Source organism: Serratia sp. P2ACOL2 (assembly GCF_003691565.1).
Classification (GTDB): Bacteria; Pseudomonadota; Gammaproteobacteria; order Enterobacterales; family Enterobacteriaceae; genus Serratia; species Serratia liquefaciens.
In genome coordinates this window covers 1,569,338-1,590,107 of sequence record NZ_CP033162.1, presented here as the reverse complement: position 1 = coordinate 1,590,107, position 20,770 = coordinate 1,569,338, and the positions used below count along the sequence as shown (strand labels likewise).

Annotated in this window: 16 protein-coding genes; 11 read left to right on the top strand and 5 right to left on the bottom strand. The window is 57.3% G+C overall.

Annotated features, from left to right (window positions below; genetic code table 11):
• The first annotated feature begins 78 nt into the window (after positions 1-78).
• The 5 genes from gstA to infA all read left to right on the top strand — a co-directional run bounded on the left by gstA (position 79) and on the right by infA (position 5,459).
• Positions 79-696 carry a glutathione transferase GstA gene (gene gstA, locus EBA31_RS07620; RefSeq protein WP_122078104.1) on the top strand — a complete coding sequence of 206 codons (618 nt, stop codon included), beginning with the start codon at positions 79-81 and terminating at the stop codon, positions 694-696.
• Positions 697-872: 176 nt separating this feature from the next.
• Positions 873-2,639 (top strand): cysteine/glutathione ABC transporter permease/ATP-binding protein CydD, encoded by a 1,767-nt coding sequence (gene cydD / locus EBA31_RS07615; protein ID WP_122080596.1) that lies wholly within the window; start codon positions 873-875, stop codon positions 2,637-2,639.
• Between the two features lie 2 nt (positions 2,640-2,641).
• Positions 2,642-4,378: a cysteine/glutathione ABC transporter ATP-binding protein/permease CydC gene (gene cydC / locus EBA31_RS07610; RefSeq protein ID WP_122078102.1), complete on the top strand. Its 1,737-nt coding sequence runs from the start codon at positions 2,642-2,644 to the stop codon at positions 4,376-4,378.
• Positions 4,379-4,408: 30 nt separating this feature from the next.
• Positions 4,409-5,134 carry a leucyl/phenylalanyl-tRNA--protein transferase gene (gene aat, locus EBA31_RS07605; RefSeq protein ID WP_122078100.1) on the top strand — a complete coding sequence of 242 codons (726 nt, stop codon included), beginning with the start codon at positions 4,409-4,411 and terminating at the stop codon, positions 5,132-5,134.
• Positions 5,135-5,240: 106 nt separating this feature from the next.
• Positions 5,241-5,459 carry a translation initiation factor IF-1 gene (gene infA / locus EBA31_RS07600; RefSeq protein WP_002211347.1) on the top strand — a complete coding sequence of 73 codons (219 nt, stop codon included), beginning with the start codon at positions 5,241-5,243 and terminating at the stop codon, positions 5,457-5,459.
• Between the two features lie 202 nt (positions 5,460-5,661).
• Here the strand turns inward: infA and clpA are convergent, their stop codons facing one another.
• Both clpA and clpS read right to left on the bottom strand, forming a co-directional pair.
• Positions 5,662-7,941 (bottom strand): ATP-dependent Clp protease ATP-binding subunit ClpA, encoded by a 2,280-nt coding sequence (gene clpA, locus EBA31_RS07595; protein ID WP_020826106.1) that lies wholly within the window; start codon positions 7,939-7,941, stop codon positions 5,662-5,664.
• Positions 7,942-7,968: 27 nt separating this feature from the next.
• Entirely contained in the window at positions 7,969-8,289 is a 321-nt protein-coding gene (gene clpS / locus EBA31_RS07590; RefSeq protein WP_020826105.1) for an ATP-dependent Clp protease adapter ClpS, read from the bottom strand.
• 359 nt (positions 8,290-8,648) lie between these two features.
• On the opposite strand from clpS, the gene cspD reads away from it, so the two are divergent.
• A complete protein-coding gene (cspD, locus tag EBA31_RS07585) occupies positions 8,649-8,870 on the top strand; it encodes a cold shock-like protein CspD (protein WP_004942590.1) in 222 nt (73 codons plus the stop codon).
• 79 nt (positions 8,871-8,949) lie between these two features.
• Here cspD and macB read toward each other — a convergent pair whose 3' ends face one another.
• Both macB and macA read right to left on the bottom strand, forming a co-directional pair.
• Positions 8,950-10,896, bottom strand: coding sequence for a macrolide ABC transporter ATP-binding protein/permease MacB (gene macB, locus EBA31_RS07580; protein ID WP_122078097.1), 1,947 nt, complete (start codon positions 10,894-10,896; stop codon positions 8,950-8,952).
• The gene (gene macA, locus EBA31_RS07575; RefSeq protein WP_232807774.1) at positions 10,896-12,011 is read right to left on the bottom strand and encodes a macrolide transporter subunit MacA; all 1,116 of its coding nucleotides are present in this window, start codon (positions 12,009-12,011) and stop codon (positions 10,896-10,898) included. Before macA ends, macB begins: the two co-directional genes overlap by 1 nt.
• Positions 12,012-12,203: 192 nt before the next feature.
• On the opposite strand from macA, the gene EBA31_RS07570 reads away from it, so the two are divergent.
• Positions 12,204-13,172, top strand: a complete 969-nt coding sequence (locus EBA31_RS07570; protein WP_020826102.1) for a VirK/YbjX family protein — start codon at positions 12,204-12,206, stop codon at positions 13,170-13,172.
• On the opposite strand, the gene EBA31_RS07565 is transcribed toward EBA31_RS07570, so the two are convergent.
• Complete coding sequence (locus EBA31_RS07565; RefSeq protein WP_122078093.1) at positions 13,169-14,833, bottom strand: ATP-dependent endonuclease; 1,665 nt, start codon at positions 14,831-14,833, stop codon at positions 13,169-13,171. The two genes, EBA31_RS07570 and EBA31_RS07565, sit on opposite strands and share 4 nt — an antisense overlap.
• Before the next feature lie 191 nt (positions 14,834-15,024).
• Here EBA31_RS07565 and EBA31_RS07560 point away from each other — a divergent pair, with 191 nt between their 5' ends.
• The 4 genes from EBA31_RS07560 to poxB all read left to right on the top strand — a co-directional run bounded on the left by EBA31_RS07560 (position 15,025) and on the right by poxB (position 20,703).
• On the top strand, positions 15,025-15,921 hold the full coding sequence (locus EBA31_RS07560) for a lysine exporter LysO family protein (RefSeq protein WP_122078090.1): 897 nt from the start codon (positions 15,025-15,027) through the stop codon (positions 15,919-15,921).
• 174 nt (positions 15,922-16,095) lie between these two features.
• Positions 16,096-17,745 carry a hydroxylamine reductase gene (hcp, locus tag EBA31_RS07555; RefSeq protein WP_116690829.1) on the top strand — a complete coding sequence of 550 codons (1,650 nt, stop codon included), beginning with the start codon at positions 16,096-16,098 and terminating at the stop codon, positions 17,743-17,745.
• A 51-nt stretch (positions 17,746-17,796) separates the two neighbouring features.
• The gene (hcr, locus tag EBA31_RS07550) at positions 17,797-18,801 is read left to right on the top strand and encodes an NADH oxidoreductase (protein ID WP_122078088.1); all 1,005 of its coding nucleotides are present in this window, start codon (positions 17,797-17,799) and stop codon (positions 18,799-18,801) included.
• A 180-nt stretch (positions 18,802-18,981) separates the two neighbouring features.
• Positions 18,982-20,703 (top strand): ubiquinone-dependent pyruvate dehydrogenase, encoded by a 1,722-nt coding sequence (poxB, locus tag EBA31_RS07545; protein WP_020826097.1) that lies wholly within the window; start codon positions 18,982-18,984, stop codon positions 20,701-20,703.
• Positions 20,704-20,770: the final 67 nt, after the last annotated feature.

Genomic DNA, 20,770 nt, shown 5'->3' with positions numbered 1-20,770 from the left:
ATTCTAATTTTTCTGCCGGCGGCGCCGACGGCATTCTGACGGCCAAGCGATGTCGCTTTTTGCCTCAGGAATATGCCGATGAAACTCTATTTTGCGCCCGATACCTGCTCCCTCTCGCCACATATCGTGCTGCGGGAATTGGATTTGCCGTTCGAACTGATCCGCGTCAATAACCGCACCAAGCGCAGCGCCGACGGCGGAGACTTTTATCGGGTTAATCCCAAAGGTTACGTCGCCGCGCTGATGCTGGACGACGGGCAGGTGATCACCGAAGGCACTGCCATCGTGCAGTATCTGGCGGATTTGCGCCCTGAGGCCGGGCTGGCCCCACCAAACTCGACCTTCGAACGGGTGCGCTTGCAGGAGTGGCTGAACTTCATTACCTGCGAGATCCACGCGGGATCCAGCCCGCTGTTCAACTCAACCCTGCCGGAAGAGGTCAAAACGCTGTTTCGCGACAAGCTGCGACGCCGCCTCGATTTTGTTGCTCAGACGCTGGACGAACCGGCGTTTCTACTGGGAGAAACTTTCAGCGTCGCGGATGCCTATCTGTTTACCGTACTGCGCTGGATGGATCAGTTTTCCATCGACCTAAAATACTGGCCATCGATAACCCGTTATATGTCGCTGATTAGCCAGCGCAGATCCGTGCAAACCGCCCTGGCGGCGGAAGCAGCCAGTCAAGCGGTGCCCTAATCATGCTGTCGCGGTCTGTTATAGCGATATTTGACCGCTTTATTATTTTCAGTCTGCCGGGTGAAGAGGTAACATTGGCCTTCACTTGTTCGCTTCAGGTTGGGGCAAACACTTTTTTTAACAGTACGTTAACCTTGCCTGTAACAATAGGCACCGGCGACGCAGACTCATATCTGATGAAAAAAACCAGACAGCAGCAATTAACCCGTTGGCTCAAAACTCAGAGCACCCTGGCGCAGCGTTGGTTGCGCCTTTCCATGTTGTTGGGGCTAATCAGCGGCATGCTTATTGTCGCTCAGGCATGGCTGTTGGCCGCCCTGCTCCACGCCCTGATTATCGAACAGGCGCCACGTGAACAGTTGATTGCGTCGTTTATCTGGTTGGCAGCTACCTTCGCACTGCGGGCCGTGCTGAGTTGGCTGCGTGAACGCGTCGGCTTTATCTGCGGACAAGTGATCCGCCAGCGCATGCGTCAGCAGGTGCTGGATAAACTGCAACAACTCGGCCCCGCCTGGATCCAGGGAAAACCGGCCGGCAGTTGGGCCAGCATCATCGTCGAACAGATCGAGGATATGCAGGACTACTATTCCCGTTATTTACCGCAGATGTATCTGGCGGTGTTTATCCCCCTGCTGATCCTGATCACCGTATTCCCGATCAACTGGGCCGCCGGTCTGATTCTGTTGACCACCGCGCCGCTGATCCCCATGTTTATGGCGCTGGTCGGCATGGGTGCCGCCGATGCCAACCGACGCAACTTCGTGGCGCTGGCACGCCTGAGTGGTAACTTCCTCGACCGCCTGCGTGGGTTAGACACGCTGCGCTTATTCAATCGGGCGCAGGCGGAAACCGAGCAGATTGCCAAATCGTCTGAAGACTTCCGTAGCCGCACCATGGAGGTGCTCCGTCTGGCTTTCCTGTCATCGGCGGTGCTGGAGTTCTTTGCCTCCATTTCTATCGCCGTGGTGGCGGTCTATTTTGGCTTCTCGTTCCTTGGCGAACTTAATTTCGGCAGTTATGGCACCGGCGTCACGCTGTTTGCCGGCTTCCTGGTGCTGATCCTGTCACCGGAGTTCTTCCAGCCGTTGCGCGACCTGGGGACTTTCTACCACGCCAAGGCGCAAGCCGTGGGTGCCGCCGAAGCGCTGGAAACCTTTCTCAGCGCCGAGGGCGAACAAATGGGCAATGGCACACAAATCCTGGATGCCGATGCGCCGCTTGAGCTGCAAGCGCAGGATCTGGAGATCCTGTCGCCCAATGGCGTGCTGCTGGCCGGGCCGCTGAGCTTCACTCTGCCCGCCAACCAGCGCATTGCCTTGGTCGGGTTAAGTGGTGCCGGGAAAAGTTCGTTGCTGAACCTGCTGCTCGGGTTTTTACCCTATCGCGGTTCTCTGCGGATTAATGGTATCGAACTGCGCGAACTGGCCGCCGAAGGCTGGCGCCAGCAACTCGGCTGGGTAGGACAAAATCCGCATCTACCGGCGCAAACGCTGCGTGCCAACATACTGTTGGGCAATCCGCAGGCCAGCGAAGCCCAACTGCAACAGGCCGTGGAGGACGCCTATGTCGGCGAGATCCTGCCGTATCTGCCGCTGGGGCTGGATACCGAAGTCGGCGATAACGCCGCGCGCCTGTCCGTCGGGCAAGCGCAACGTGTGGCAGTCGCCCGGGCGTTGATCAGCCCGCGCCGTTTGCTGCTGTTGGATGAACCGGCCGCAAGTCTCGACGCCCACAGCGAGCGGCAAGTCATGCAGGCGCTGAATGCGGCTTCGCATCAACAAACCACGCTGCTGGTGACTCACCAGTTGGAAGATACCGAAGATTACGACCAGATTTGGGTAATGGAAGGCGGACACATCGTCCAGCAAGGTGATTACGTCACGCTGAGCGCCCAACCGGGCCTGTTTGCCAACCTGATCGCTCACCGCCGCGGGGATCTATAATCATGCGCGTTTTGCTGCCGTTCCTGGCGCTGTACCGTCGTCACAGCCTGCTGATTTGTCTGGGCATTCTGCTGGCCATCATCACGCTGCTGGCCAGTATCGGCCTGCTGGCTCTGTCCGGTTGGTTCCTCGCCGCCTCCGCCCTGGCCGGGCTGGCGGGCCTGTTTACCTTCAACTACATGCTGCCGGCGGCCGGCGTGCGTGGTGCCGCCATTTTCCGCACCGCCGGGCGCTATGCCGAACGGGTCGTCAGCCACGACGCCACCTTCCGCGTGCTGTCTCATCTGCGGGTCTTCACCTTTAAAAAGATCCTGCCGCTGTCGCCGGGAGGCATTGCCCGCTTCCGACAGGCCGATCTGCTGAATCGACTGGTGGCGGATGTCGATACGCTGGATCATCTGTATCTGCGGGTAATTTCACCGCTGGTCAGCGCCGCCGTGGTGATTGTCGTGGTGACTTACGGCCTGAGCTGGCTGGACGTTTCACTGGCCCTGACGCTGGGCGGCATCCTGCTGTTGCTGTTGCTGCTGGTGCCGCCGGTATTTTACGGTGCCGGCAAGCCGATTGGCGGCCAGTTGACCGCCCTGCGCGGCCAGTACCGTACCGATCTGACCGCCTGGCTTCAGGGCCAGGCTGAGCTGGTGGTATTCGGTGCCGTGGATCAGTTCCGCGCGGCTCTGGATGCCACTGAAAAACAGTGGCAGCGCCGTCAGTGGCAGCAAGCTTCGTTGGGCGGCATGGCACAGGCTTTGATGATCCTGGCCAGCGGCCTGACCGTGACGTTGATGTTGTGGCTCACCGCTGCCGGTATCGGTGGCGACAGCCAACCCGGCGCGCTGATTGCGTTGTTCGTGTTTGCCGCACTGGCTTCGTTTGAAGCCTTGATGCCGGTAGCCGGCGCCTTCCAGCATATGGGTCAGGTGATCGCTTCCGCCACGCGGGTGAAGCAGGTCATCGATCGACAACCGGAAGTGATCTTCCCTGCCGATGGCCCAACTGCCGAAAACGGTGCCATGCTAAGTCTGCAACAGGTCACCTTTACCTATCCCGGCCAGCCGCAGCCGGTGTTGCAGGACGTCACGCTGGAGATTGCCGCCGGTGAACACATTGCATTGCTCGGCCGCACCGGGTGCGGCAAATCGACCCTGTTGCAATTGCTCACCCGCGCCTGGAACGCCGACAGCGGGCAGATGCTGCTCAACGGCCATCCCCTGGCCGCTTACGATGAAACCACGCTGCGTCAGATGACCACCGTCGTCAGCCAGCGAGTGCATATCTTTAGCGATACGCTGCGCGAAAACTTGCGTATCGCCGCGCCAACGGCGACCGATGAACAACTGCGCGAAGTGTTGCAGCAGGTCGGTTTAGACAAGCTGCTGGAAAACGAAGGTCTCAACGCCTGGCTGGGAGACGGCGGCCGGCAGCTTTCCGGCGGCGAACAGCGCCGTCTGGGCATTGCTCGTGCATTGCTGCATCAGGCACCGCTGCTGTTACTCGATGAGCCGACCGAAGGCCTGGACGCCGAAACCGAACAGCAGATCCTGGCGCTGCTGCGCCGACATTGCCGGGGAAAAACGCTGATCCTGGTGACCCACCGCCTGTATGGGTTGGAACACCTTGACCGGATTTGCGTGATGGACGGTGGGCACATCGTTGAGCAAGGCGACCACCTCTCCCTGATGCGCCAGCAGGGGCGTTATGCCCAGTTCCGTCAACGTATCAGCGGGATACCGCTGTAAAAGAGCCTGTAGAGGACGCTGAGACCTTATATGCGCATTGTTAAGCTGTCATCGCAGTCGCTGGCGTTCCCCTCTCCTGAGGGCGCGCTGCGCGATCCTAACGGTTTGCTGGCTATCGGCGGTGATTTGACAGCGCCTCGTCTCTTGGCTGCCTATGAGCGCGGCATTTTTCCCTGGTTTTCCCCCGGGGAGGCCATTTTGTGGTGGTCGCCCGACCCACGGGCGGTGCTGTTTCCTGCCGAACGCCATATCAGCCGCAGTCTGAAACGCTTTTTGCGCAGCAACCCCTTCCGCGTCACGCTAAATCACGACTTTGCGGCGGTGATCGCCGCCTGTGCCGATCGGCCGGAGGAAGGCACCTGGATTGGCCCGGAGGTGCAGCGCGCTTATCTGCACCTGCACCGCCTCGGTTTCGCCCATTCGATAGAGGTGTGGCAGGATGACAAGCTGGTGGGGGGCATGTACGGCGTGGCCCAGGGCGCCCTGTTCTGCGGCGAATCCATGTTTAGCCGTACCCCCAACGCGTCCAAATGCGCTTTGATGGCTTTTTGCCGTCATTTTGCCGCTTATGGCGGAGAATTGATTGACTGTCAGGTGCTTAACGCTCACACTGCCACGCTGGGAGCGAAAGAGATCCCCCGAAGACAATTTTTGCAGCAGCTCAGCCAACTTCAGCGCAAGCCATTAGCGCCAGAGTGTTGGGCACCGCAAGTGTTACCCCCACAGCAGGTTGAACCACCCTCCCCAACAAACTAATTTTGCGGAAACGGTGCAATGTTCGCCGACACTTCTTTACATAATGTGGGTTTTTCGGCATTATCTTGCCGGTTAAAAACTAAGGTAGTTAGACCTAGAGGATTCGATGGCCAAAGAAGACAATATTGAAATGCAGGGCACCGTTCTTGATACGCTGCCGAACACCATGTTCCGCGTTGAATTGGAAAACGGGCACGTGGTAACCGCACATATCTCCGGTAAAATGCGTAAGAACTACATCCGCATCCTGACGGGCGACAAAGTCACTGTAGAGCTGACCCCGTACGACCTGAGCAAAGGCCGCATTGTCTTCCGTAGCCGTTAATCGGCTCACTCGTCGCCAGCCGATGGCGGCACCGAGGATGTAATGCCTCCGGAGCCCTTTCCGTTTACCCCCGTAGCAACGTTCAACATCGAGTTGCGAGAGCGCAGGTAAACTGAGAGGGCTCAATCATTTCTGTTGTGGTGAAATTCACCCATAAAAAAAGCGATGCCGAAGCATCGCTTTTTCTTTATCTGACCCGGCCTTAGTGCACCGCACCTTCATCCGCTTTACGCATCGACGCGCTGAGGAAGTGGTAAGTCAGTTTCTGATTGTCCTTGTCCAGCTCGACTTTCACCGAACCGCCGTCCACCAGTGAACCAAACAGCAATTCGTTGGCCAGCGGTTTCTTCAGGTTTTCCTGCATCACACGCGCCATCGGACGAGCGCCCATTGCACGGTCATAGCCTTTCACTGACAGCCAGTCACGCGCTTCATCGCTCACTTCCAACGACACGCCCTTCGCATCCAGCTGCGCCTGCAGTTCGACGATAAACTTATCGACAACCTGCTGGATCACCTCGGTCGACAGATGGTTGAACCAAAGAATGTTGTCCAGACGGTTACGGAATTCCGGCGTGAACACTTTCTTGATCTCTTCCATCGCATCGGTGCTGTTGTCCTGCTGCACCAGACCAATCGATTTACGTTCGGTTTCACGTACCCCGGCGTTAGTAGTCATCACCAGGATCACGTTGCGGAAGTCCGCTTTGCGGCCGTTGTTATCGGTCAGGGTACCGTTGTCCATAACCTGCAACAACAGGTTGAACACGTCCGGATGCGCCTTCTCGATTTCATCCAGCAGCACCACCGAGTGCGGATGCTTGAGCACCGCGTCGGTCAGCAGACCGCCCTGATCGTAACCGACGTAGCCCGGAGGCGCGCCAATCAGACGGCTGACGGTATGACGTTCCATATACTCGGACATATCAAAACGCAGCAGCTGAATATCCATCGCCTTCGCCAGCTGCACCGTCACCTCGGTTTTCCCGACGCCGGTTGGCCCGGCAAACAGGAAGGAACCGACCGGCTTGCGATCGTGCCCCAAACCAGCACGGCTCATCTTGATCGCTTCAGTCAGCGCTTCAATCGCCTGATCCTGCCCGAATACCAGCATTTTCAGACGATCGCCCAGACTTCTCAGTACGTCGCGATCGCTCGCCGACACGGTTTTCTCCGGGATACGCGCAATACGCGCCACCACAGATTCGATGTCGGCCACGTTGACGGTTTTCTTGCGTTTGCTTACCGGCATTAACCGGCTGCGGGCGCCCGCCTCGTCAATCACGTCGATAGCCTTGTCCGGCAAATGACGGTCGTTGATGTATTTCACCGACAGCTCGACCGCCGCACGCACCGCTTTGGCGGTATAACGCACGTCGTGGTGCGCTTCGTACTTGGTCTTCAGACCGTTGATGATCTGAATGGTCTCTTCCGGCGTCGGCTCGGTAATGTCGATTTTCTGGAAGCGACGAGCCAGCGCGCGGTCTTTTTCAAAAATGTTACTGAATTCCTGGTAAGTAGTGGAACCGATAACCCGGATCTTGCCGCTGGAGAGCAGCGGTTTAATCAGGTTGGCGGCGTCTACCTGCCCACCGGAAGCCGCACCGGCGCCGATGATGGTGTGGATCTCATCGATAAACAGAATGCTGTTTTTATCCTGTTCCAACTGTTTCAGCAACGCTTTAAAACGTTTTTCGAAGTCGCCACGGTATTTGGTACCGGCCAGCAATGAACCGATATCCAATGAATACAGCGTGCAGTCCGCCATCACTTCCGGAACGTCGCCCTGCACAATGCGCCAGGCCAGGCCTTCGGCAATCGCCGTTTTACCGACGCCGGATTCCCCCACCAGCAGCGGGTTGTTTTTGCGACGACGGCACAGTACCTGAATAGCACGCTCCAGTTCAGGGTCACGGCCAATCAAAGGATCGATGCCGCCTACCCGTGCCAACTGGTTGAGGTTGGTGGTGAAGTTTTCCATACGGTCTTCCCCTCCGGACTGCTCTTCATTCACCGGGTTTTCCGCATTCGGCGCTTGGCCCGGCTCGTCTTTACGTGTGCCATGTGAAATGAAGTTCACTACGTCGAGACGGCTGACGTCGTGTTTGCGCAGCAGGTAAGCCGCCTGCGACTCCTGCTCGCTGAAAATCGCCACCAGCACGTTGGCGCCGCTGACTTCGCTGCGGCCGGAAGATTGCACATGGAATACCGCACGCTGCAGTACGCGCTGGAAGCTGAGCGTCGGCTGAGTGTCGCGCTCTTCTTCGCTGGCGGGCAGCGTCGGCGTGGTTTGTTCAATAAAGGCTTCCAGCTCCTGGCGTAACGCGGCCAGATCCACCGTACATGCCTCTAGCGCTTCTCGCGCGGCAGGGTTGCTGAGTAACGCCAGCAACAGGTGCTCCACGGTCATAAACTCGTGTCTGTGCTCACGCGCTCTGGCGAAAGCCATGTTGAGACTGAGTTCCAGTTCTTGATTGAGCATAAGCACCTCCCCAATAGTTGCCTAAATCTAGGCTTTTTCTAGCGTACAAAGCAACGGATGCTCGTTCTCCCTCGCATAACGGTTCACATGGACGACCTTGGTTTCCGCCACCTCGGCGGTAAAGACACCGCAGATCGCCTTGCCTTGATAGTGGACCGTGAGCATCAGTTGCGTTGCGCGTTCAATATCATAAGAAAAGAACTTTTGCAGAACGTCAATCACAAATTCCATCGGTGTGTAATCGTCGTTGTTAAGTATAACTTTATACATAGACGGCGGTTTTACCGCATCGATTTGTTTTTCCTCGGCCAAATGTTCGAAATTTAGCCAACCGTTGTTATTGCCCATCGCTGCTCATCTTCTCTGCTCTGTCCTTTAATATGGGGACAGGTTCCGGTTATTCAAAGTGGGGTATCATTACTATTTTATCATCTTCGCCATCATCCCGCCGCACTGGAACGTGCGCAAAAATCTCTGACGAATTGTTACCAAACAATGTCAAGATCGTTACCTGCTTCAAACTTTGATGAACTGCTCCCTGCCGACAAAAGCCGATCCCTTGACGTGATGATCATTTGCTCTAGAGTGTAAATTCGTGAGCTGGTGGTGTTTTAACCACTTTCAGGCTCATCTGCTACCTGCTTCTGGCGGGTGCGAATTCAGTTATTCATCTCACCTAAAAATAGCGTTGCGAGGGATGTAAAAGCATGGAGACGGGTACTGTTAAATGGTTCAACAACGCCAAAGGGTTTGGGTTTATCTGTCCTGAAGGCGGCGGCGAAGACATATTCGCCCATTATTCTACGATTAAGATGGATGGGTACCGGACACTCAAAGCCGGCCAGCAGGTCAGTTTTGATGTGCACCAAGGGCCAAAAGGGAACCATGCGAGTCTTATTGTGCCACTGGAAAGCGAGGCCCTGGCCTAACGCGCATCCACAGAGTCAGTTTGAAACACCCCGCTAAAAAATGCCAGCCGCCGTGTGACTGGCATTTTTTATTCGCTGATTATTCGCGTGCCAGCGCGTCAATCGGGTTAAGCCGCGCCGCGCTGCGGGCCGGAAGATAACCGAACACCACGCCGATAGCGGTGGAACAGACAAACGCACTCAACAGGGCCGCCGGAGGGAAGCTGATTTGCCAACCCGGCAACACCAACTGCACCAACAGGCCGATGGCAAAGGACAGCGTAATCCCCAAAGCACCGCCGACCAGACACACCAGCACCGCTTCAATCAGAAACTGCTGTAGTACGTCGCCGGAGCGTGCCCCCACCGCCATGCGGATGCCGATCTCACGCGTGCGCTCCGTCACCGATACCAACATGATGTTCATCACGCCGATACCGCCGACCACCAGTGATATCACCGCCACCAGCGTCAAAAACAGCTGCAGCGTACGCGTGGTTTTCTCTGCGGTCTGCACCAGGCTGTCCATGTTATAGGTGAAGACGTCTTTCTTGCCGTGGAGCAGCGTCAGCAAGCGCGTCAGCTGTTGCTCCGCCTCCTGGCTGTTGTAACCATCACGAATGCGCACGGTAATCGAATCAAAATAGGCGTTCCCCATCAGCCGATTGGCCATGGTGCTGTAGGGCACCCAGACGTTCAGCGTCTTGCTGCTGCCGAACATAGATTGCTTTTCCTTCGCTACCCCCACTACCGTCGCCGGCATATTGCCCACCAGGATCACCCGGCCTACCACCTCTTTCTGATTCGGGAACAGGCGGCGCTGGGTGTTGGCGTCGATCACCACCGTCTGCGACTGTGATTGCACCTGCAGTTGATCAATGCCGACGCCCTCAGTAAAGGTCATGCCGTACACGCGGAAAAACTGTTCGCTGACGCCGTTAACGTTGGCTGCAACATCAACGTTACCCAGCCGCAGCCGCATACTGCTGGCGATGCTGGGCGACAATGCGCTGACGTAAGGCTGCTCGCGCAACGCGGCAAGATCGTCGTACTTCAATGCCTGGCGGAAAGTCGGATCGTCGTCACCAAAGTCCTTGCCGGGATAGATATCTACCGTATTGGTGCCGATGGATTTGATATCTGCCAGCACCATCTGTTTGGCTGCATCGCCGATCACCAGGATCGAAACCACCGAGGCGATGCCGATAATAATACCGAGCATGGTCAGCGCAGTGCGCATCTTACTTGCCGCCATTGCCCGCCAGGCCATCACCAAGGCTTCGCGGAAACGTCCGATAGTCTGCTGCCAGGACGGCGCCGGCGTAACCATCTCCAGCGGTTTGGCGTTCGGGTTGCTCTGCCCATCAGGGCGTGAATCGGCAATGATTTCGCCGTCGCGGATTTCAATGATCCGCTCAGCCTGCTTGGCCACGGCCGGATCGTGGGTCACGATAATCACCGTATGCCCCTGCTCGCGCAGCTGCTTGAGGATGGTCATCACCTCTTCACCGGAATGGCTGTCGAGGGCACCCGTCGGTTCATCCGCCAGGATCACCTGACCGCCATTCATCAGCGCACGAGCAATACTGACCCGCTGCTGCTGACCTCCGGAAAGCTGGCTAGGTCGGTAACTGACGCGCTCGCTTAGCCCCAGGCGCTGTAACAGCGCCACCGCACGCTCACGTCGTGCCGCCTTGCCCAGCCCGGCATATACCGCAGGCACTTCGACGTTATGCGCCGCGCTCAAATGCGGCAACAAATGATACCGCTGGAAAATAAAACCGAAATGTTCACGCCGAAGCCGAGCCAACGCGTCGCTATCGAGCGTCGCCACGTCCTGCCCTGCCACCCGATACACGCCGGCGCTGGGCTTATCCAGGCAGCCGAGAATATTCATCAGCGTCGATTTACCGGAGCCGGAGGCGCCCATAATGGCCACCATTTCGCCGGCCTCGATGCTCAGGCTCACGTTCTTCAGCACCGCCACCGTCTGATCGCCCGACTGATAGCTACGGCTGATGCCGCTCAGTTCCAACAATGCGGCCATCAGAGAGGCTCCGCGCCGCCGCGGCTGACGATCACTTCGTCGCCGATATTCAGTCCGCTGAGGATTTGCACGTCAATATTATTACGCAGGCCAATCGCCACTTCGCGCTTTTCCTCCTTGCCCTGCTTGAGGATCGAAACCTGATAGCGGTTATCCGCAATTTGATCGCCCAAGGCCGCCAAAGGGATAATTTGCGCCTGATTGACCCCCGCCAGTTGAATATGCACCTGCGCCGTCATTTGCAAACGCAGTAACCCCTCGGGGTTCGGCACTTCAAAGCGCGCGTAGTAGAAGATAGCGTTATTGACCTTTTCCGGCGTTGGTTGGATATCTTTCAACACGCCATCAAAGCGTCGATTAGGATCGCCCAGCACGGTAAACCAGGCTTTTTGCCCCGGCTTCAGGCTGATGACGTCCGCTTCCGACACCTGGGCTTTTACCAACATGGTGCTGAGATCTGCCAGCGTCAAAATGTTCGGCGCCTGTTGCGCCGCGATCACCGTCTGGCCTTGAAGCGTGGTGATTTGCACCACGTCGCCATCCATCGGCGCTTCAATGCGGGTAAAAGCCAGATTGATTTTTGCCGTGTCCAGGCTGGCCTGGTTTTTGGCGATTTGCGCATGAATGGTGCCTACCTGCGCCTTCTTCACTGCCAGCTGTGTGGCGGCCTGATCCAGATCCTGACGCGAGACGGCCTGCAGTTTGGCCAAGGCCTGATTGCGCTGCAGCGTAACCGCCGCCAGCTGTTGTTCCGCTTGCGCCTGCTGTAACTGGGCATGGAGCTCGCGCAGCGTCGCCTCGCCCTCGCGGATGCTGTTTTTCGCCTGCTGCGGATCAATCACGCCGAGCAACTGGCCTTTCTTCACCCGGTCGCCAATTTCGACGTACAGGCTTTCCAACTGCCCGCTGACCTGCGCACCCACGTCCACCTTGCGAACCGCGTCGAGCTGACCGGTCGCCAGTACGTTTTGCTGCAGACTGCCCAGGGTGACCTTCACCGTTTTAAACTGGGTTGGCGTCGGGTGCCCAAAGTGCCAGACCGCCGGCACAGCGATTACCGCCGCTACGATCAGCGCGATTATCCAGCGTCGTTTGTGTCCTTTAAACCACGTCAAAATAGGTTCCTGCCTGTTGCAATTCATACTGCCAATAGCGGCAGCGGGGCTAAATTATCACGCACGGTGCGGAATAACTAAACCTTAGCTCAACACAATGTGGAGACACGCTTGGTTACAGTTGGGCATTGACCTCTCGTTTAGTGAAGCCTTGATGAAATAGCACCATTCAATACAGTCAAGGATTTCATCATGTCACAGCTCAGCTACCCACTCGTATCTGCACGTCCGCTTAACAGCTGGCAACTGATGACGGCGCTGATCAATGGCGAAAAGACGCCGAGTAAAGCCTGGAAAAAAACGTCATTCCGCTTGAAGTTTATCGGCCGTTCGTTATTTTGCTGGCGCACCACCAGCGGCCTGCTCAGCACGCTGGCGTCCAATCCCCTGCTGGATGAGATCCTGAACGCGCAACCCAATCTGCCGTGCAAACTGCATCGTCCGTATCTGGCAGCCAACATGAGTAAAATCGAGTGCTTATTTGCCCTGCGCGACCACTACGATCTCAGCACCCAACGCATGCCAATGAAAATGCTGCTCGGTCATCTGAAAAAGCCTTTTGTGCTCGCCAGTGCCGAAGGCAAGAGTGGCGCCGCGGTGTCACTCGAACTGGCGGCCATCGACAACCTGAACAAGGAAGGCGAAGCCACCCTGCTGCTGCGCAACGCCAACGGTATTATGTTAGCGGAAATCACCTTTTCGCTGATGCACTATCAGCAGAAACCGACGCTGTTTATCGGCGGGTTACAGGGAGCTAATCATCAGGTACCGCATGCTGAAATCCAGCAGGCCACCAAGGAGTGTCACGGATTGTTCCCGAAACGCCTGGCACTGGAAGGGATTTGCGCTCTGGCCCACCATTTGGGCATTCAGCAAATCGTGGCGGTCGGCAACGCCACCCATATCTACCAGAACTGGCGTTATCACAGTAAAAAGAAAGACAAGCTGCATGCCGACTACGATCAGTTTTGGGTATCCATGGGCGGCCAGATGCTTGAAAGCGGCTATTTTTTATTGCCGAAGAACATCACCCGCAAACCGATCGAAGAAGTGGCCAGCAAGAAACGCGCTGAATACCGCCGTCGCTATCAACTGCTGGACGAGTTGGAACTGGGAATGGCAGAGCACTTTCGTGCCCAGCCCCGTTTTACTTCGGTCTAATCGGCGCGGCCACGCGCCAGCCAGGTCACACGCGAAAACATTTTCTTCAGCAGTGGCGGCACCGAGTCCGTGCCCCACTGGCCGGCTTGCACCGCTACTTCGATCGCCAAATCGGGTTTCGAGGAGTGATGCACCGCCTTGAGGATCACCTTACGCACCGGCATCTGCGTATTCTTCGGCACCGAGGCCACCCGGTAGTAGACCGGGCTGAAGCCTTCGCGGAACATAAAATGCTCCATATCCGGTGCCGGTAACGCGGTCAGTCGGTCACGCTCGTTATCGTCGTGGTTATCCAACATGCTGCGTACGGTATTGGCGTACTTTTTCCCCGCTTCATCACCGTCCACCAAAGCATGCCATTCAATGCCCATGCGACGGGCGAACTTCAGCAAAGGTTTTAATCCGCATTGGGCGAACTCGATCACGCGTACGCCCTCTGCCTCAAAGTGATATCCGCACTGACGCGCCAGCTCGCTCAACAGCCAGACCTCGGTCTCGCCTTCCACCAGCAACCAGCAGCGGGCAAACAGCGAAGATGGCCGATTAAAACGAATATGAAAAGCAATGCGGCGCCCATCCTCCGGGCTCAGCCCACGCGGTCCCAGGCGGTAAGTGGCGACGCGCCCGGACTCACGCACCAACCGACAAACATGCTCTACCGGCACCAGCGACACCAGTTCACTGGAGTTGGTGGTGGTGATCCGTTGCAACGGCAACTGGTTAAGCAGCCCCCAGGCCACCGACAGCATAATCGGATGCAGACGGGTTTCCGGGTCTTCCACCAGCAGCAGCGGCCGGGCGTGCGGATCCAGCTTGATGCTGCCCTTGGCCTGCAGCAGCGTAGAAAACATTCCCAGCAAGATAAGCCGCATGCTACGGCTGTTAGGTTCTGCCACCATACGGTTGATGCTGTCCAGGGAGCGCCATGCCTGCTGATCCTGATCTTGATCCAACCTTTGCCGGCGCGGCCGGGAGACCTGCGAACCCTGCTCGGCAAAGTAATGCTCCAGCAGTTGCTGCATTGCTGCCAACCCCTGCCGCAGCTCGGCGTTAGTCAGCTTTTGCGGGTTGCGTACCAACTCTCGCGTCAATTGATCCAACTGCTGGGACAGGGCCTTATTGTCAGCCGGGTTTTCATCGTTCAACGTGCTGGGCCGCAGACGGCGGATGAAACGCGCATCGCGCAGGCGCAATACCGGATGGATGCGAATAATGGCATGTGCCAGTTGCTCAATATGATGCAACTGCATCGCGTTACCGTCGGCATCCAGGAAGCCGCGCCAGGTACAAACCGTGCCGTCATCGGCCAGTTCGCCTTCACAGCGGTAATAAATTCGGTTGAGGTTATCCTCGCCTTTGACCCACAGCGGCGAAAGGTGGCGGTAACGGGGGAGATGAGCATGGCCGATGTCTTTCTCACAGAAGGTAAAGACCACCTGTAAATGCCGTTCTTTGGCCTCTTCCTCGCCAGGGGGGAAATGAAAGTCATGCCCTTCAAAACGGTACAGCTTTTGCTCCGGCGCCAGCAGCAGGGTCAAGGCGTCCAACAAGCTGGATTTACCCCAGGCGTTTTCACCCAGCAGCAGCGTGTTGTCGTCCAACATCAGCGACAGCCGGTTAATGCCGCGAAAACCTGCAATCTCGATACGCTCTAAGAACATCTGTCGCCTCCCGTGCGCGCTGCCACCGTCCTTAATGGGGTGACCTCTCTGAGCATGGTCAAAAAACCCCTTGCAGGTCAAGAGGACGACGTCAAATCTGCCGCTTTACTCCAGTCGCCGTTTTGGTTAGCGTGTGGTGCCTCGCCGGTCATCCTGGCGCCATCTGCCGAACAAAGGACGTAAGCTTCACCATGTATTCAGGACTGCTGATTATTCTCTTACCGCTGTTTGCCGGTTACCTGGTTCCATTACGCAGCAGAACGTTACTGCAAACCATTAACCGTCTGCTGAGCTGGATGGTTTACGTGATCCTGTTTTTCATGGGTATCAGCCTGGCGTTTTTGGAAGATCTGAGCAGTAATCTGGTGCTGATTTTCCAGTATGCCTCGATGTTCTTCCTGTGCATTCTCGCTGCCAGCCTGCTGATGCTGGCGCTGCTGGAACATAAAATGCCGTGGCGGAACAGCCATAAACAGGAAAAGCTGCCCTCGCGCCTGCATATGGCGCTGGAATCGCTCAAACTCTGCGGTGTGGTACTCGGCGGCTTCCTGCTCGGCCTGACCCAGTGGCAATGGTTGCAGTTTGCCAATAAAGGCAGCGAATACGCGTTAATTTTCCTGCTGTTGCTGGTCGGCATCCAATTGCGCAACAGCGGCATGACCCTGCGCCAAATCGTACTTAACCGACGCGGCATGATGGTGGCCGTGGTGGTGACGGTCAGTGCACTGGCCGGCGGGGCGCTGGCAGCGCAGCTGCTGGGGTTGCCGATCAAAGCCGGGCTGGCCATGGCCTCCGGTTTTGGCTGGTATTCGCTTTCCGGCATTCTGATCACCGATGCCTACGGTCCGGTATTGGGCAGCGCAGCCTTCTTTAACGATCTGGCACGCGAGCTGGTGGCGATTATGCTGATCCCAAGCCTGGTAAGACGCAGCCGTTCCTCTGCGTTGGGCCTGTGCGGTGCCACCTCCATGGACTTTACCCTGCCGGTATTGCAACGCAGCGGCGGGTTGGAAATGGTGCCACCGGCGATTGTGCATGGCTTCCTGCTAAGCCTGCTGGCACCGGTACTGATCGCCCTGTTCTCCTGACCTCTTTTCCGGGGGCACCGCCCCCGGAAAGCGTAATAATTCCCATCCGCACAGCGAAATTGCGCTAAATCAAACTTCCCTTTGGTTACGCCATAAAAACCTTTTTAAGCCTCGGTTGCCGATCTATGCTCTTAAACAAGCATTTAAAATGCAACTTTAAAAAAGGAAGCGATTATGTTCTGTGTGCAATGTGAACAAACCATTCGTACCCCGGCAGGCAACGGCTGCTCTTATGCCCAAGGCATGTGTGGTAAAACGGCGGAAACTTCGGACCTGCAGGATCTGCTGGTAGCGGCATTACAAGGGCTGTCAGCCTGGGCTCTGCAGGCACGGGCTCTCGGGATCGTCGATCATGATATCGACAGTTTTGCCCCGCGCGCCTTCTTCTCCACCCTGACCAACGTCAACTTCGATTCTGACCGCATCATCGGTTATGCACGCGAAACTATCACCCTGCGCGAATCACTGGCGGCACGTTGCCGCCTGCTGGATGCCGGCGTAAGCGTCGATCATCCACTAGCCACGTTGCAGTTGGCCGGTGACGATATGCCTACTCTGCTGCAACAGGCGGCTCAGTTCGCTCTGAATACCGATAAAGCCGAGGTCGGCGACGACGTGCACGGCCTGCGCATGCTCTGCCTGTACGGCCTGAAAGGCGCGGCGGCCTATATGGAGCACGCCCACGTATTGGGTCAATATGACGACCAGATTTACGCCGACTATCACGCCTTTATGGCCTGGCTCGGCACCCAGCCGCGTGATGTGGATACCCTGCTCAACAACGCGATGGGCATCGGCAAGATGAACTTCAACGTGATGGCCATTCTCGATCACGGCGAGACACAGGCCTATGGCGATCCGCTGCCAAGCGCGGTTAACGTCCGTCCGGTGGCGGGTAAAGCCATTTTGATCTCCGGTCACGATCTGAAAGATCTGCGCATGCTGCTCGAGCAAACCGAAGGGCAGGACGTGAATGTCTATACCCACGGCGAAATGTTGCCGGCACACGGCTACCCGGAGCTGAAAAAATTCAAACATCTGGTGGGGAACTACGGCAGCGGCTGGCAGAACCAGCAGACCGAGTTTGCCAAATTCCCCGGTCCTATCGTGATGACCTCCAACTGCATTATCGATCCTAACGTCGGCAACTACGGCGATCGCATCTGGACGCGCAGCATCGTCGGCTGGCCTGGCGTCAACCATCTGGAAGGAGATGACTTCACCCAAGTGATCGCCCAGGCTCAAGGCATGAAGGGGTTCCCGTATACCGAAATCGAACATATGATCACCGTCGGCTTTGGCCGTCAGACGCTGCTCAACGCTGCCGATACGGTGATCGATTTGGTGGCGCAAAAGAAACTGCGTCACGTCTTCCTGGTGGGAGGCTGTGACGGCAGCCGCGATGAACGCAGCTATTTCACCGATTTTGCCCGCAGCGTCCCGCAAGACTGCCTGATCATGACGTTGGCCTGCGGCAAATACCGCTTCAACAAGCTGGATTTCGGCACCCTGGAAGGCTTGCCGCGCCTGCTGGATGTCGGCCAGTGCAACGACGCCTATTCTGCCATCATGCTGGCGGTCAAACTCGCCGATACGCTCGGTTGTACCGTCAACGAACTGCCACTCAGCCTGGTCCTGTCTTGGTTTGAACAGAAAGCGATCGTCATCCTGCTGACGCTGCTGTCGTTAGGGGTGAAAAATATTGTCACCGGCCCGACGGCACCGGGTTTCCTGACCGAGAACCTGATGGCGATCCTCAACGACAAGTTCGGCATGCGTCCGATTACTACCGTTGAGCAGGACCTGCACGCCCTGCTTGGTTGATCCCGTTTTTTGGGGCCGCAGATGCCGGCCCCTTTGCTTTTGAGGTGCCCTATGACCCAGCCCAGCCCACTTTGTCCTAACCGTATGCAGGTCCATTCGATCCAACAGGAAACCGCCGACGTCTGGACGTTAAACCTGATCTGCGACGTTTTTTACCCTTATCAAGCCGGCCAGTTTGCGCTGGTCAGCATTCGCAATAGCGAAGAGACGCTGCGCGCCTATACCTTGTCCTCTTCCCCCGGCCAAAGCCGTTTTCTCAGCATCAGCGTACGTTGCCTGCCGGACGGCATCGGCTCCCGTTGGCTGACGTGTGAGGTTAAACCCGGCAACACCCTGTGGCTGTCTGACGCCCAAGGCGAGTTCAGCTGTGAACAACACCCGGCCGACAGCTACCTGATGTTGGCTGCCGGCTGTGGCGTCACGCCAATCATCTCCATGTGTCGCTGGCTGGTGGCCAATCGTCCGACCTGTGATGTCGCGGTGATTTTTAACGTACGCACCCCTGCCGATACCATTTTCGCCGAGCAGTGGCGCGAGCTTTGTGCCGCTCATCCGCAACTGCGGCTGACGCTGATGGCCGAACAAGATATCCGGCCAGGGTATCTCAGCGGGCGGATCAGTGCCGAAGTGCTGCGCCAGGTCGCGCCGGATATCACCGAACGCAGGGTGATGACCTGCGGTCCTGCGCCTTATATGACCCAGGCGGAGCAACTGTGCCTGCAGCTTGGCGTGCCGGCTTCCCGTTTTCACAAAGAACAGTTTCATACCCCGGCGGAAACCGATAGCGGGCAAGGTGCAACTTTAATGCTGCGCTCCGCCCGGCCGTTGGGTGAATACCACGTCCCGGTAGGCAGCACGCTGCTGGCAGCGATGGAAGCCAACGCATTGCCGGTCAACGCGGCCTGTCGCGCCGGGGTATGCGGCTCGTGCAAAACGCGCATTCTCGAAGGCGACTACACCACCACCAGCAGCATGACGCTCACACCGGCTGAAATCGCCCAGGGCTATGTGCTGGCCTGCAGTTGCCAACTGCAGGGCGACGTTACCCTCGCCTGACGCTTACCGCCCCATCGCCAATGATGGGGCATTTATCGGCAAGCAGGCTTGGCACTCCCCTTCTACACTTTCCCGGTTGCGCGCTTTTATTACGTTCATCTGCTCAATAATCAATAAGCCATACCCGAGGAATTCAGACGATTGAAAATCAAGGGTATTTCTATCATGTTTGGGGGAAGTATGAAGCAAACCGTAGCCACGCTGATCGCCAAAACTCTGGAACAGGCCGGTGTGAAACGCATTTGGGGCGTCACCGGCGATTCACTTAACGGCCTCAGCGACAGCCTGCACCGTATGGGCACCATCGAATGGCTGGGTACGCGCCACGAAGAAGTCGCTGCCTTTGCCGCCGGTGCGGAAGCCCAGCTTACCGGCCAACTGGCGGTCTGCGCCGGATCTTGTGGGCCAGGTAACCTGCATCTGATCAACGGTCTGTTCGACTGTCACCGCAACCACGTACCGGTACTGGCCATTGCCGCCCATATTCCCTCCAGCGAGATTGGCAGCGGTTATTTCCAGGAAACTCACCCACAAGAACTGTTCCGCGAATGCAGCCACTACTGCGAGCTGGTTTCCAACCCGGAACAGCTGCCGCGGGTGCTGGAGATTGCCATGCGCAAAGCGATCCTCAATCGCGGGGTGTCGGTGATTGTGCTGCCGGGGGACGTGGCGCTGCGCATGGCACCGGAAGACGCCAGCATGGTATGGCACACTCCGGCATTGCCGCTGGTGCAGCCGCCCATGAGCGAGTTGAACAAGCTGGCCGCAACCCTTAACAAGGCAAAAAATATTACGCTGATGTGCGGCAGCGGCTGTGCCGGTTCTCATGATGAAGTGGTCAAGCTGGCCGAACTGTTGCAGGCACCGGTGGTGCATGCTTTGCGCGGTAAAGAGCATATCGAGTGGGACAACCCCTATAGCGTCGGCATGACCGGTCTGATCGGTTTCTCTTCCGGCTATCACGCCATGATGAACGCCGATACCCTGGTGCTGCTCGGCACCCAGTTCCCGTACCGCGCCTTCTATCCTACCAACGCCAATATCATTCAGATCGACATCAACCCAGGCAGTATCGGGGCGCACTGCCCGGTCAATATGGCGCTGGTGGGCGACATCAACACCACCCTGACCGCCCTGCTGCCGCAGTTGGAACCCAAGAGCGACAGTGCCTTTCTTGACAAGGCCCTGGAGCATTACCGCAACGCGCGCAAAGATCTGGACGGCCTGGCCACCGCCAATGACGATCAGCCTATTCACCCGCAGTATCTGGCGCAACAGCTCAGCCAGTACGCCAGCGACGACGCCATCTTCACCTGTGACGTCGGCACGCCGACGGTATGGGCGGCCCGCTATCTGAAAATGAACGGCAAGCGCCGCCTGCTCGGTTCGTTCAACCACGGTTCGATGGCCAACGCCATGCCGCAGGCGATTGGCGCACAGGCAACCGAACCCAACAAGCAGGTGATCGCCATGTGCGGCGACGGCGGTTTCACTATGCTGATGGGCGACTTCCTGTCGTTGGCCCAGCTAAAACTGCCGGTCAAGATTGTGATCTTCAACAACAGCGTTTTGGGCTTCGTAGCCATGGAAATGAAGGCCGGGGGCTACCTGACTGACGGCACTGACCTGCATAACCCTGATTTTGCGGCGATAGCCAATGCCGCCGGCATCAAGGGCATTCGCGTGGAGAAAGCGTCGGATCTGGACGGCGCACTGCAGGAAATGCTGGCGCACCCCGGCCCGGCATTGCTCGATGTCGTCACCGCCAAGCAGGAACTGGCGATGCCGCCGCAGATCAAATTCGAGCAGGCCAAGGGCTTTAGCCTGTATATGCTGCGGGCGATCATCAACGGCCGCGGCGACGAAGTGGTCGAACTGGCGAAAACCAACTGGTTGCGTTAATTGACCCATCCCGGGAACAACGATCGCTGTTCCCGGTATTTTTTCTCTTTAGTCATCAGAAAATCTG

Excerpts from the sequence above, each read along its gene's own strand:
- gstA (WP_122078104.1), top strand. The coding sequence starts at position 79 with ATGAAACTCTATTTTGCGCCCGATACCTGCTCCCTCTCGCCACATATC.
- cydD (WP_122080596.1), top strand. The coding sequence starts at position 873 with ATGAAAAAAACCAGACAGCAGCAATTAACCCGTTGGCTCAAAACTCAG.
- cydC (WP_122078102.1), top strand. The coding sequence starts at position 2,642 with ATGCGCGTTTTGCTGCCGTTCCTGGCGCTGTACCGTCGTCACAGCCTG.
- aat (WP_122078100.1), top strand. The coding sequence starts at position 4,409 with ATGCGCATTGTTAAGCTGTCATCGCAGTCGCTGGCGTTCCCCTCTCCT.
- infA (WP_002211347.1), top strand. The coding sequence starts at position 5,241 with ATGGCCAAAGAAGACAATATTGAAATGCAGGGCACCGTTCTTGATACG.
- clpA (WP_020826106.1), bottom strand. The coding sequence starts at position 7,941 with ATGCTCAATCAAGAACTGGAACTCAGTCTCAACATGGCTTTCGCCAGA.
- clpS (WP_020826105.1), bottom strand. The coding sequence starts at position 8,289 with ATGGGCAATAACAACGGTTGGCTAAATTTCGAACATTTGGCCGAGGAA.
- cspD (WP_004942590.1), top strand. The coding sequence starts at position 8,649 with ATGGAGACGGGTACTGTTAAATGGTTCAACAACGCCAAAGGGTTTGGG.
- macB (WP_122078097.1), bottom strand. The coding sequence starts at position 10,896 with ATGGCCGCATTGTTGGAACTGAGCGGCATCAGCCGTAGCTATCAGTCG.
- EBA31_RS07570 (WP_020826102.1), top strand. The coding sequence starts at position 12,204 with ATGTCACAGCTCAGCTACCCACTCGTATCTGCACGTCCGCTTAACAGC.
- EBA31_RS07565 (WP_122078093.1), bottom strand. The coding sequence starts at position 14,833 with ATGTTCTTAGAGCGTATCGAGATTGCAGGTTTTCGCGGCATTAACCGG.
- EBA31_RS07560 (WP_122078090.1), top strand. The coding sequence starts at position 15,025 with ATGTATTCAGGACTGCTGATTATTCTCTTACCGCTGTTTGCCGGTTAC.
- hcp (WP_116690829.1), top strand. The coding sequence starts at position 16,096 with ATGTTCTGTGTGCAATGTGAACAAACCATTCGTACCCCGGCAGGCAAC.
- hcr (WP_122078088.1), top strand. The coding sequence starts at position 17,797 with ATGACCCAGCCCAGCCCACTTTGTCCTAACCGTATGCAGGTCCATTCG.
- poxB (WP_020826097.1), top strand. The coding sequence starts at position 18,982 with ATGAAGCAAACCGTAGCCACGCTGATCGCCAAAACTCTGGAACAGGCC.